Genomic DNA, 13,556 nt, shown 5'->3' on the forward strand with positions numbered 1-13,556 from the left:
AATTGATGCTATTTGTAAATATCTAACTATCGATCGGATTTAAATTTATTGAGAAAGGACGAATCTAATGGCAATAGCAACAATAGGAAGTCGTTTAACCTATACAATCGTTGTCCAAAATACTGGAACACTGCCTGCCCAAAACGTTACATTTACAGACCCCATACCAGCTGGCACCACTTTCGTGCCAAACAGTGTAACTGTTAATGGTACTCCAACAGCCGGCGATCCCTCGACTGGTATTCCTATCAATAATATTCCTGCTGGTGGTTCTGTTACAATTACTTTTCAAGTAGATGTAACTAGTATTCCTACACCACCTGTCGCTAGTAACATAGCATCATTTGGATATGAATTTCAACCTGCACCTAACGCACCCACTATCACACGTACAACAACCAGCAATATAGTTGATACAGATATTTTCACAGCTAATGTCGCATTAACAAAAGCAGTAGATAAAACAATTGCTACCGTCGGTGATACGATTACGTATACAATTACCGCTACAAATCAAGCTCCATTAGCTGCTAATAATGTTATCATTACAGATACACCTCCTGCCGGCACATCTTTCGTACCAGGTAGCGTTACAGTTAATGGTACTTCCACTACAGATAATCCTGCTACCGGTATAAATGTAGGAACGATTGCTGCAAACGGGAATGCTACAATTACGTTTCAAGTTCGAGTTAATACCCTACCTACACCAAACCCTATTCCAAATAGTGCCACTTCAAGTTTTCAATATAATCCACCAAACCAACCACCAATTAACAGAAACTCTACAAGTAATATAGTTGAAACACAAATCAATGCTACTATCATTAATCCGACTAAAAATGCAAACCAACAAATTGTGAATATTGGTGACATCATTACGTATACGATTACTGTTCCAAATAACGGTAATATTTCAGCAACGAATGTTTCTATCACTGATCCTATCCCTACTGGCACTACTTTCATTCCAAACAGTGTTACAGTGAATGGAACGACACAATCCGGCGTAACACCAACAAATATTCCTTTAGGTACGATTCCTGCTGGTCAAACTACAACTGTCACATTTCAAGTTCAAGTCACTTTTCTTCCAGATAATGGAACGATTACTAACGAAGCAAATATAACATTTACGTCGCAACCGAACCCTACTGAACCTCCAACGACAACTACGACAACACCACCTCCAACAACTACTTCTGTACGAACTGCAATTGTAAATCCAACAAAAACTGCTAGTCCACAAATTGCTGATATTGGTGATATTATTACGTATACAATTACTGTACCAAATACAGGAAATATCGCTGCGACGAACGTTATTGTAACTGATCCTATTCCAAATGGCACTACATTTATTCCGAATAGCGTTACAATTAACGGCGCTTCACAACCTGGTGTAAATCCTGCTGGTGGTATACAAATCGGTACGATCGCTGCTGGTACAACCGCTACAGTTACATTCCAAGTTCAAGTTACTTCTCTCCCAGAGAATGGCCTAATCCGAAATATCGGAACTACAACATTTACGTATGAACCAGATCCAACAAAACCACCTATCACAACAACAAATCCTACACCACCTACCACTACTCCTGTTAACACCGCTATTACAAATCCTGTTAAAACGGCAGATAAAACTGCTGTTGATATTGGTGATATTATTACGTATACGATTACATTTACATTTACTAATGATGGTACGATTCCTGCTACGAATGTAGTTTTTAATGATACAATTCCCGCTGGGACAACATTCATTCCGAATAGCGTAGTCTTAAATAATGATCCCGTCCCAAATTCAAATCCAGCACTAGGAATTCCAGTTGGAACCATTAATCCTGGTGAAACGAAAACACTCTCATTTCAAGTTCTTGTTACACAAGTACCTGCTGGCGGTGTTATTACAAACGAAGCTTCAACGACATATACGTATCAGCCAGATCCAACAAGGCCTCCTGTTACAACAACCGAACCGACAGCACCTACTACAGTCGCTGTTAATACCGCTACGGTTAGCCCTACAAAATCTGCTAATCGGAATTTCGTTGACATTGGTGATGTTATTACGTATACAATTAGTTTACAAAATAACGGCACTGTTCCCTCTACGAATATTGTACTAACAGATCCAATTCCAAACGGCACAACTTTTATTCCAAATAGCGTCACGATTGATGGTGTCTCACAGCCTAACAGTAACCCTGAAAACGGTATATCAATCGGCACTTTAAATCCAAATCAAGCAAAAACAATTACATTCCAAGTTCAAGTTACAAGTGTGCCACCAAATGGCCTTATAGAAAACCAGGGTATTGTATCATTTAATCATATTGTAAACCCAAATGAACCCCCTGTTACAAAAACGACCCCTACTCCTAAAACAGAAACTCAAGTTGGGACTGTTGTTACAGCACCTACAAAATCTGCAGACAAACAAGTTGCTGATTTAGGAGATACAATTACCTATACGGTCACGTTTACAAATAACGGGACAGTTCCAGCTACAAATGTAGTCATTACAGACCCTACTCCTAACGGGACTATTTTCGTTCCAAATAGTGTTACGATTAATGGCGTTTCGAATCCTGGTTCCGATCCAGAACTCGGGATACCACTTGGCACTATTTCTGTTGGAGAAACAAAAACAATCACCTACCAAGTTGTCGTTACAAATTTACCACCTGATGGAATAATTAGAAACCAAGCATCCTTCACTTATCAATATCAACCAAATCCGAGTGAGCCTCCTGTTACAACAACTACTACAACTCCAAGTGTGAACATCCCAATTAACAATCCAAATCCGACGACTACAAAATCTGTTGATCGACAAATTGCTGATTTAGGAGATACGATTACTTTTACCGTAACATTTCAAAATAGGGGGACCGTGCCCGCTACAAATGTTATTGTGAAAGATATACTTCCATCCGGTGTTTCATTCGTTCCTGGTAGCGTTGTCGTGAATGGAACATCCCAGCTTGGAGAAAATCCCGAAATTGGTATTCTAGTCGGCACTGTAAATCCTGGTCAAAGTATTACAGTTACATTCCAAGGTGTAGTAAATAGCATCCCGCCCGGGGGAGTCATTAGAAACCAAGCAAATATAACATTCACATATGAGCCAAATCCGAATGAACCTCCTGTTACAACAACTATTACAACTCCTGAAACAGAAACGGCAGTTAATACAGCAACACTACATCCACAAAAAACAGCTGATCGCTCCTTCGTTGCATTAAATGATATCATTACCTATACACTCTCATTTCAAAACACCGGTACTGTCCCTGCTACGAATATAACCGTGATTGATTCTATCCCTACTGGTACTGTATTTGTTTCAGATAGTGTTACAATTAATGGTATTCCTCAACCAGGAACCAATCCAGCATCAGGAATTTCACTTGGAACTTTAGCGCCGTCCGAACGAGCGACGATTACTTTCCAAGTACGAGTAGTAAACATCCCTGCTAGCGGCGAAATACGCAATCAAGGAAGTGTCACATTTAATTATCAACCGGATCCAAATTTACCTCCCGTCACAAAAACAGAAACGACTCCTGAAACTACGACTCCTATTCAAACTGTAGTCATAAGTCCAACAAAAACTGCAAACCTTACGTTTGCAGAAATTGGTGATATCGTAACTTATACTGTCACATTTACAAACCAAGGAACCATCCCTGCTACAGGTGTAACAATTACAGATTCTTTGCCACCTGGTACAACTTTTGTTACGAATAGCGTTACAGTAAATAATATTCCTCAACCTGGCGTAAGCCCAATCACAGGTATTTCCGTCGGTACTGTTAACCCTGGCGAAACTGTCACGGTTACGTTCCAAGTACAAATAAATGCTATTCCACCTAACGGAAAAATAGAAAATACGGCCGTTGTAACCTATATTTCTCAACCTAACCCTAGTGAACCACCTATTACAACGACAGAAACGACTCCTACTGTTACTTTACCGGTTCGTACCGCTAACCCGAATCCGCAAAAAACAGTAGACCGTGAGTTTGCAAGTATTGGCGATACACTCACTTATACAATCACCCTTCAAAATTCTGGTAATATACCTGCAACTGATGTCATTATTACAGATTCTATCCCTACTGGAACTACATTTATTCCTGGAAGCATTACGATTAACGGTATTTCACAACCTGTCTTGACACCTGAAACAGGAATCCCAGTTGGCACATTAAATCCTAGACAAATAGTGACTGTTACTTTAGAAGTACAAGTAACTGCTCTACCACCAAATGGTATTATCTCAAATGAAGCAAATGTCACTTACACATCTCAACCAGACCCTACCCTTCCGCCTATTACAACAACCACACCTACTCCAATCGCAGAAACAATTGTACAAAATGCAGAGTTAGAGTCAACTAAAACAGTAGATTTATCAGTTGCTAACATTGGAGATGTACTCACGTATACAATCACTCTTGAAAACATCGGAAATATTCCTATGACAAATGTATCTGTCATTGATCCACCACCAGTAGGTACACAATTTATTATAGATTCCGTTACAGTAAATGGTATTTCACAACCAGGTATTGATCCAAGTGTCGGAATACCTATCGGTACTATACAACCGAATCAAATAGTAAACATCACATTCCAAGTAACGATTACAAATATACCGCCTAACGGGGTTGTTACAAATGTTGGTTCAGTCAACTTTACATCTCAGCCTAATCCAAATGAACCTCCTATTACAGAAACAGAGACAACACCACCAGTTAATACTGAAATCATTAATAGTATTATTAATCCATCGAAAACAGCTGATCGAAACAACGTTGATATAGGTGATATTATTACGTACACCGTTACCTTCCAAAACTTACAAACTGTACAACTGACAGACATCGTTTTTACAGACCCCATCCCAACAGGAACTACTTTCATTCCAAATAGCGTTACAATTAATGGTGTACCAACTAGTAATGTTGACCCAGCTCTGGGCATCCCTCTGGGCACATTAAACCCTAGTCAATCAGTTGTTTTAACATTCCAAGTTCGCGTTGTTTCCATACCACCTAACGGAATTATTGTAAATGAAGCTACTATCACCTACACATTCCAACCTAATCCTGGAGAACCACCAGTAACAGTAACTACTCCAACGCCCCCTACTACTACAAATGTCAACACAGCGACAACGAATCCTACAAAATCCGCTGATAAAGCATTTGCGTTATTAGGTGACACAATCACTTATACAATCTCCTTACAAAATACAGGAACTGTCCCTGCCACGAATGTACTTGTAACCGATCCTATTCCAGCTGGTACTACTTTCATTCCAAATAGTGTAATGATTAATGACGTGCCACAACCAGGTACCGTCCCTAGTTCTGGAATTCTTATTGGTACATTAGAACCTAACACCTCGGCCGTCGTAACTTTCCAAGTACAAGTAACATCGATACCGCCGACAGGTTTTATTGAAAATGAGGGCACCGTTTCATTCCAATATCAGCCAGATCCAAACTTACCACCTGTATCTATTACTACACCTACACCTGCTACAAAAACTCGAGTAAGTGAAGTTACCATTAACCCTAACAAGCAAGCAAACCCTCAAATAATCAATCTCGGTGATACTATCACATATACAATCACATTCCAAAATGTAGGAAATATTAATGCGACAGATGTCATTATGACAGACCCTACTCCAGCTGGAACCAATTTCGTACCGAATAGTGTTACTGTAAATGGTGTTTCTTTACCTGGTGTAAATCCAAGTAGTGGTGTAAATGTCGGAACAGTAACTCCAGGACAAATTATTACATTAATTTATCAAGTTACTGTAACAACATTGCCACCAGACGGCATTATTACAAATACAGCAACTGTCACTTACACATTCCAGCCAAACCCTAGCGAACCACCTATTACCATTACAGATCCTACTCCAACTGTTGAAGTATCCGTTATTACACCTACACCTAACCCAAATAAACTAGCAGACAAACAAATTGTAGATATAAATGAAATCATAATGTATACCGTAACCTTCCAAAATCGCGGATCAGTCCCTGCAACTTCCGTCATCATTACCGATCCGTTAGCGAATGGGTTAACATTTGTTCCTGGTAGCGTTGTAATAAATGGCCTTCCAGACCTTGGAGCAAATCCTGTAGCGGGTATACCTGTAGGTACAGTCGATCCGAACGACACAATTACTGTTCAATTCCAAGCGAGAGTAACAAGCGTACCACCTGGTGGTATCATTCGAAATCAAGCAACTGTTACTTTCACATATGAACCAGTTCCCGGTGAACCTCCTATTACCATTACAGACCCTACTCCAATTAACACAACGAATGTAAATACAGCTATATTAAATCCGCAAAAAACAGCTACGCCGGAAACAGTTACACTAGGTGATATCATTACGTATACGATTTCACTCCAAAATACAGGTACCATTCCCGCTAACAATATTGTTGTAACTGATACAATTCCTGTAGGTACTTCTTTCATTCAAGATAGTGTTACCATAAACAATGTGCCACAACCAACCGCAAATCCATCCACAGGCATCCCGATTTCAACACTTGCTCCTTCTGAATCCGCAACGATTTCTTTCCGTGTCCTTGTTACTTCAATTCCACCAAGCGGAGAAATTCAAAACCAAGGTAACGTTTCCTTCCAATACCAACCTGATCCTACTAAGCCACCTGTATCCGTTACTACGCCTACACCTACTACAATTACCCCTGTAAACGTTGGCACTATTAATCCGATAAAAACCGCTGATACATCCATCGTGTCAGTAGGTGATACGATTACATTTACTATCACATTCCAAAATGAAGGTACGATTCCTGTCACTAATATTTCTGTTACAGACTCACTTCCTGTCGGCACATCATTCATTCCAAATAGTGTCACAATTAATAACATTCCCGTTCCAAACGCAAATCCATCCACAGGAATTCCAGTCGGAACTCTTAATCCAACAGAATCAGTAACTATTTCATTCCAAGTACAGGTTATTACACTTCCAGCTAATAGAATGATTACAAATATCGCATCCATTACGTATACTTCTCAACCTGATCCTACTAGACCTCCTGTCACAACAACGACAACAACACCACCAATTACGATAGAAGCAAATCCTAATGAGCCAAACACATTTATTAAGACAGCGAATGTAAATAGCGTGGAGCTTGGTGACTTCATCACATATACACTTACCTTTACTAACAATGGCGCTATTCCTGCTAATAATGTACTCATTACCGATCCACTGCCTCCCGAAGTTACTTTCTATCCAAATTCAGTAACAGTAAACGGCGTTTCACGTCCTGGAAGTAATCCGACTATTGGTATTCTTATTGAAACTGTTAAACCAGGTGAATCCGTTGTTGTCCGTTTTATCGTTCAAGTAACAGCAGAGCCAAGAAATGGTCTCATTCGAAATACCGCTCGCATTCGCTATACACTAAGACCTGGCCCTACTAAACCACCTATCCCTGTCGATGAGACTACAGAACCAAATATTATTCCGTTTATCGGTCCTTTCGTATCACCAAATTTAAATTGTTTCTTTAATGGGGAACGTTTTATACGACGCGGCTGGGACAGAAGATGTTAACAATATAAATAAAAAGACAACGTCAAAAAACGCTGTCTTTTTATGTTATACATATACAGTTTTTAAGTTAATTTCATATCTTTTTCATTATAAAAACCATCTTCTTTTTCCATTTCCTTTTGTAATTTCGTAAAGGAACGGTACATAGCAATTCTCCATGACACAATCATAGCGAACGCCAGTAAGAAGAACATGCCACTAAGTTGTCCTAAATCAAGGGATTGACTTAAGTATGTTTTAAATACAATCCGTACGACAAGTAATCCAATTAATATAAAAACAAATGCTTTTGAACGCTTCAAATAAATCTCTTGTCCTCTAATTTCAAATTTAGATGTTTTAATAAGAAAAATAGAGAAAAACAAACCGACGCAAATTGCTTCTAATATTTCTGCTGGAGTTAGTCGAAATTCTGGAAAAACAAACATCAATGCTCCCGTACTCATAAAAAATGGTGGAAGTATAATTTTTTTCAATGTTGCAGGTTTCTTAGCTGCTTTTAAACGAATAAACATCGCACCGACAGCCATACAAACAGCAACGATACTGGATAAAACAACTATGTTCATATTTTCTCATCCTTTTTTGTGGCTATATGCAAAATATACTTTCATTATATGCTTTTCCGTTAGTATTTCCAACATTTTCACAGAATAATACTAAAAACCAGTAAAACCACCAAATAAACTTGAGAAATACACGATAATTTTCGTCATCCAGTTAAAGTATAGGAAGATACCCATGACAATCATAACGTATCCCCCGATTTTCATGAATTTCATACTATTTCTTTTAATCCAAGTCATTTTCGTAATAAAGAATGATAGCACGAAAAATGGGATAGCAAATCCAAGTATATATGCAATCATATAAATCATTGCTGATTCTGGGTTCGTTGCTGCTAATCCAATGACAGATACTAAAATAGGTCCTGTACAAGGTGTCCACCCTGCAGCAAATGCCAATCCAATTAAAACGGATCCAAAATAGCCACTCGGACGATTTTTAAACGTAAATTTACGGTCTTGCATTAAGAATTTCGGCTTAAACACACCGACAATAATAAGACCGAACACGATGATAAATATACCACCTAACTGTCTAATTAAATCTTTATAATCTGTAAAGATACCTCCGATAAAGCTTGTACCAAATCCAATTGCAATGAATATAATTGAAAATCCAAGTAAGAAAAACGCTGTATGTATCATACTTCTCTTGCGAAGCATTGCATTTTCTTCTTTCAACTCAGAAACCGACATACCTGTTATGTACGATAAAAATGCCGGATAAAGCGGTAAGCAACATGGGGAAATAAATGATAGAAACCCAGCGCCAAACGCTAAAAAAATACTAATATCTTGCATTGTTCCACTCCTCTCTTTACATATTGTAGCAAAAACATATAAAAATACTATGAACAATTCGTGAAATCACTTTAACAACGTGATAATAATAAAAACTACCATTTCACACTGTTTCTAAAAAAACGTTTTCATTTCCTTCTATTATATAGAAAAATCTCAATTAGACTACAAAACCTCTCTAATGTTATTAACATAACAAAGGTGATGTAGTTTCTCAAATGATTAGCACGATACAAGTACGCCTACATATATATTGCTTAAAAAATATTTTTTTCAAATGCTGTCTTTATACAATACGAAGCTGATTTTATAATACTTCTATTATTACTAATTTCAAGATTATGCATAAATATCATACTTTTATTATTATTCTATAAAATGTCACACTTTTCTTTTATTTGACCCTTCATTTTTAATTTTGTATACTTCCCTCTAGTTATATATGTCCGTTAGGAACAATTTCATATAGATGGGAGGAATTTGTCATGCTTCGTTATTCTCTTTTAGTTTTATTAGGAGCGTGTAGTTATGGGATTTTAGCTATTTTTGTTAAGCTTGCATATGCAGAAGGATTTTCACTTGGAGAAGTAATTGGTAGCCAATATTTGTTCGGTTGGATTATTTTGCTTGCTATTACACTTCTATTTTCTAGACATCGTGTTCCATTAAAACAAGCGTTAATTTTATTCGTTGCAGGTACATCTGCAAGTTTTACTGGAATTTTTTATTATGGTTCATTAAAAACTGTACCAGCATCTATTGCAATTATACTTTTATTCCAATTCGTTTGGGTCGGAATTATTATTGAAGCAGTCGCAACAAGAACATTCCCTTCAAGAGAAAAGGTTATTTCCGTTATTTTCTTACTTGCAGGTACATTTTTATCAAGTGGTTTACTAGAGAAATCAGCAGGTGATTTCGATATGACTGGAATCATACTAGGTTTATTATCTGCTGTTACATTCGCAACATACATTTTCGTGAGCGGAAAAGTTGCCGTTGAAGTACCTTCATTACCGCGTGGTGTTCTCTTAATGACTGGCGCTTTAACTTTAGTAATGATCGTATTCCCGCCAACATTTATTTTTAGTGGTGCAATTTCTGAAGGACTTTGGAAATACGGTTTAGGATTAGGAACATTTAGTATCGTTATTCCTTCTATCGCCTTTACAATCGGTATTCCAAAGATCGGTTCTGGCTTAGCGACTATTCTTGGTGCCGCAGAACTACCAGTTACAACAATTATGTCTGTGTTCGTTTTAAAAGAAGCGGTGCTATCTTCACAATGGATCGGTGTATCACTTATTTTAATCGGTATTGCAATCCCGCAAATTGCCTATGCAATGCGTGGACGTTATCGTAAACATCATACACACAAAAAACTGGCAGCATAAAACGAGAGAGGATTTTCATTTGAGAATCCTCTCTTTTCTTATTGTATACTTAATATAAATACTTTATTTAAGAAAGAGGGCATTATACGTGGCAGCAAATCTAGAGCAATTAACTGAATCGCTAATTTCTATTCGTCGAAATTTACATGAGCGCCCAGAATTATCATACGAAGAATTTGAAACGACGAAAGCTATAAAAAATTGGTTAGAAGAGAAACACATTAAGATTATAAATTCTAGTTTAGAAACAGGCGTTATTGCTGAAATTTCTGGGAATAATAGCGGACCAATTATAGCAATCCGTGCTGATATCGATGCACTTCCTATTCAAGAAGAAACAAATTTGCCGTACGCTTCCAAAATTCACGGTAAGATGCATGCTTGCGGTCATGATTTTCATACAGCTGCCATTATAGGTGCCGCTTATTTATTAAAAGAAAAAGAATCTTCTCTTAGCGGAACGGTACGCTTTATATTCCAGCCAGCTGAAGAAAGTAGCGATGGTGCTTGCAAAGTAATTGAAGCTGGACATTTACGTAATGTGCAAGCTATTTTCGGTATGCATAATAAACCTGATTTACCAGTAGGTACAATCGGTATTAAAGATGGTCCACTCATGGCCGGAGTTGATCGCTTTGAAATTGAAATTCACGGAGTTGGTACACATGCAGCTGTACCAGATGCTGGGGTAGACCCTATTGTCGCTTCCTCTCAAATTGTTATGGCACTCCAAACAATTGTAAGCCGAAATATAAGTTCTTCACATAATGCAGTCATTAGTGTCACAAACATCCATTCAGGAAATACATGGAACGTTATTCCTGAAAAAGCTACACTGGAAGGAACTGTACGTACATTCCAAGCTGAAACACGCGAAAAGATTCCCGCACTAATGAAACGTATTATTCAAGGGGTTTCTGATGCATTGGGTGTAAAAACAGAATTTCGTTTTTATGCAGGTCCTCCTGCTGTTCATAACGATACATCTCTAACAAACTTATCCACCCAAGTTGCCGAAAAAATGAATTTAAATATCATCTCTCCTACCCCGTCAATGGCCGGAGAAGATTTTTCTTTTTATCAACAAGAAATACCTGGTTCATTCGTCTTTATGGGAACGAGTGGCACACATGAATGGCATCATCCCGCTTTTACAGTAGACGAGCGAGCGTTACCTATAAGTGCAGAATACTTCGCTTTGTTAGCTGAAAAAGCACTTAAACAATTCGCATAAAGAAGAGCCGTTAAGAAATACTTAACGGCTCTTTTATTAAGTTAAATCACGTTTTAAAAATACCGTATAGGAAATGCTTAAAAATACAAATAAATACAGGAATAACATACATGAAGCAAATGGGAACGTTACTCCATCAATAAAACTGCCATTCTTTGCAATACTGTATAAATCTGTGTTTGCTGGCAGTAAATATTTCGCCCAATCATATCTAGTTGCTGCTAGTAATGCAATGTTTCCGGATAAAGCAAGAAATAGTGAAATACCAATCGCGCCTCCGCTAGATCTTGTTAACACAGAAATCATAAATGCAAATGCTGCATACACAATAGTCGGCAACCACGATAAAATATAATACTTACTAGCTTCTACAAAAATATTTTGTTTTATAATATTTCCGTCTTGGAAAATAAACTCGCTCCATGCAGGCTGCTGGAATTTATAAATAACAAGTCCACATAATGTGGAGAAAATCATATTAAATATAAACAATAATGCTGCAAATATTACGATTGCTAAAAATTTCGCTGTCAAAATTTTAAAGCGACTCGCCGGTCGTATCGTTAAAAATTTATATGTTCCCCAGCTATATTCATTCGCAAAAATTGTACTTGCATACACAAGGATAAACGGGAGCAATATTGGAAATACGATAAAACCTGTATCTCTCATGAAAGAAAGCGGCGAACTGCTTGCCGGCGCTGTATCTGTGTCTATGTACTTCATCTTCAGCTGATATTCCTTTACAAGCTCGTCTCCAGATCGCTCTGCTAAAATAGCTTCTTTTTTCATGCCTAGCTTTTTCTCAATTTCTATAGTTCGTTCTGTATAATCAGCTTTCCATCCTTTTGTTTCTGGTTCTAGATACTTTACCGTAACCCATCCTAATCCAATTATTAATACTGCAATAACTGCAAAGGGAATAATCGTTCGCTTTCGCTTAAATATTTTATACAATTCGTTATATACTAAATTAAACAATATCTTTTCCCCCTGTTAATTCTAAAAATTGCTCTTCTAACGTTTTTCTTTCTTCATATACACGATACACTTGAATATTTTTCTCAAGCAATGTACGAATAACATTTGGGATTTCTTCATCTTTTACAGTAATAAGTAGATCATTACCTTTTATTAAAACATCTTGGTTTAACAATTCCGCTGCTCTCTTTGCATCATCTACACGTATACGGATTGTCTCCATCTCTTCGCTTTGATTATGCTGAATATTTTGCGTCGCCACATATTCTCCGTGCTGAATAATGATAACTCTGTCACACATTAATTCAACTTCTGAAAGTAAGTGACTAGATACAAGTACCGCTTTTCCTTGTTCATGTGCAATTTTCTTTATGTACATTCTCATTTCATGTATTCCACTAGGATCTAATCCATTCGTTGGTTCATCTAATATCAATACATCTGGATTGTGAATAAGCGCTTGAGCAATTCCTAAACGTTGTCTCATGCCAAGTGAATATGCTTTTACTTTGCGGTCAATTACTTGTCCCATCCCTAACAATTTCACTACTTCATCGATACGTTCTTCTGTCACGTTACCATTCATTCGTCCGAAATATGTTAAATTTTCATAGCCGCTCAAAAAAGGATAAAATTCCGGTGTCTCAATTACTGCTCCAATTTTCGAAGCAGTACTTTCAAATTGCTGTTTTACAGATTGGCCGTCAATCCAAACTTCTCCCTCTGTCATACGAATCATGCCGACCATCATTCTCATTAAAGTCGTTTTTCCAGCACCATTTGGTCCGAGTAAACCAACTACTTCACCTTTTTTAACTTCGAAACTAATATTTTCTACAAGTGTCTTTGAACCGATTCGCTTCGTTAATCGCTCAACCTTTACAATCGACTGTTCATTTGTCATTCTATACAACCTTTCCTTCCCATTCTTTGTCAGGTCTTTA

Annotated in this window: 7 protein-coding genes and 1 pseudogene; 3 read left to right on the forward strand and 5 right to left on the reverse strand. The window is 37.6% G+C overall.

Annotation, left to right across the window (positions count from 1 at the left end):
- Nucleotides 1-67 precede the first annotated feature (67 nt).
- The gene (locus PDL00_RS16925; RefSeq protein WP_270730306.1) at nt 68-7,636 is read left to right on the forward strand and encodes a hypothetical protein; all 7,569 of its coding nucleotides are present in this window, start codon (nt 68-70) and stop codon (nt 7,634-7,636) included.
- 62 nt (nt 7,637-7,698) lie between these two features.
- Here the strand turns inward: PDL00_RS16925 and PDL00_RS16930 are convergent, their stop codons facing one another.
- The 3 genes and pseudogenes from PDL00_RS16930 to PDL00_RS34865 form a co-directional block, all read right to left on the reverse strand.
- On the reverse strand, nt 7,699-8,205 hold the full coding sequence (locus PDL00_RS16930; protein ID WP_270730308.1) for a CcdC family protein: 507 nt from the start codon (nt 8,203-8,205) through the stop codon (nt 7,699-7,701).
- Nucleotides 8,206-8,295: 90 nt separating this feature from the next.
- On the reverse strand, nt 8,296-9,003 hold the full coding sequence (gene ccdA, locus PDL00_RS16935; protein ID WP_242257278.1) for a cytochrome c biogenesis CcdA family protein: 708 nt from the start codon (nt 9,001-9,003) through the stop codon (nt 8,296-8,298).
- A gap of 16 nt (nt 9,004-9,019) precedes the next feature.
- Nucleotides 9,020-9,163: pseudogene (locus PDL00_RS34865) on the reverse strand (peptidase T).
- A gap of 325 nt (nt 9,164-9,488) precedes the next feature.
- Here PDL00_RS34865 and PDL00_RS16940 point away from each other — a divergent pair.
- Both PDL00_RS16940 and PDL00_RS16945 read left to right on the forward strand, forming a co-directional pair.
- Nucleotides 9,489-10,397, forward strand: coding sequence for an EamA family transporter (locus PDL00_RS16940; protein ID WP_242257279.1), 909 nt, complete (start codon nt 9,489-9,491; stop codon nt 10,395-10,397).
- 88 nt (nt 10,398-10,485) lie between these two features.
- Nucleotides 10,486-11,631 carry a M20 peptidase aminoacylase family protein gene (locus PDL00_RS16945; protein ID WP_242257280.1) on the forward strand — a complete coding sequence of 382 codons (1,146 nt, stop codon included), beginning with the start codon at nt 10,486-10,488 and terminating at the stop codon, nt 11,629-11,631.
- A gap of 36 nt (nt 11,632-11,667) precedes the next feature.
- Here PDL00_RS16945 and PDL00_RS16950 read toward each other — a convergent pair whose 3' ends face one another.
- Together PDL00_RS16950 and PDL00_RS16955 are read right to left on the reverse strand one after the other, a co-directional pair.
- Nucleotides 11,668-12,612 (reverse strand): ABC transporter permease, encoded by a 945-nt coding sequence (locus tag PDL00_RS16950; protein WP_242257281.1) that lies wholly within the window; start codon nt 12,610-12,612, stop codon nt 11,668-11,670.
- Nucleotides 12,605-13,516, reverse strand: a complete 912-nt coding sequence (locus tag PDL00_RS16955; protein WP_242257282.1) for an ABC transporter ATP-binding protein — start codon at nt 13,514-13,516, stop codon at nt 12,605-12,607. Before PDL00_RS16955 ends, PDL00_RS16950 begins: the two co-directional genes overlap by 8 nt.
- Nucleotides 13,517-13,556 lie beyond the last annotated feature (40 nt).

The sequence above is a fragment of the Bacillus cereus group sp. TH152-1LC genome, assembly GCF_027710505.1.
In the GTDB taxonomy this organism is placed as follows: Bacteria; Bacillota; Bacilli; order Bacillales; family Bacillaceae_G; genus Bacillus_A; species Bacillus_A mobilis.